This is a genomic window from Streptococcus suis, from assembly GCF_002960445.1.
In the GTDB taxonomy this organism is placed as follows: Bacteria; Bacillota; Bacilli; order Lactobacillales; family Streptococcaceae; genus Streptococcus; species Streptococcus hyiners.
The window spans coordinates 1-287 of record NZ_POJD01000094.1 but is presented as its reverse complement, the minus strand read 5'-3'; the positions used below and the strand labels follow the sequence as shown (position 1 = coordinate 287).

Sequence of the window (287 nt, the reverse complement as noted above, 5' to 3'; positions counted from 1 at the left end):
CTAACTCAGGTTTGACAGATGAAGAAATCGACCGCATGATGAAAGATGCAGAAGCTAACGCGGAAGCAGATAAGAAACGTAAGGAAGAAGTGGACCTTCGTAACGATGTTGACCAAGCAATCTTTGCGACTGAGAAAACTCTTAAGGAAACAGAAGGCAAAGGCTTCGACGCAGAACGTGACCAAGCCCAAGCTGCTCTTGATGAGTTGAAAGCAGCTCAGGAAGCTAACAACTTGGACGACATGAAGGCTAAACTTGAAAACCTCAACGAAAAAGCCCAAGCCCTT

General features: G+C 45.6%; 1 protein-coding gene. It reads left to right on the top strand.

Going from position 1 to position 287, the window contains the following annotated elements; translation table 11 throughout:
- Positions 1-287, top strand: a 287-nt coding sequence (locus C1G53_RS01855) for an Hsp70 family protein (RefSeq protein WP_153046637.1), incomplete at both ends; no start/stop codon positions are given.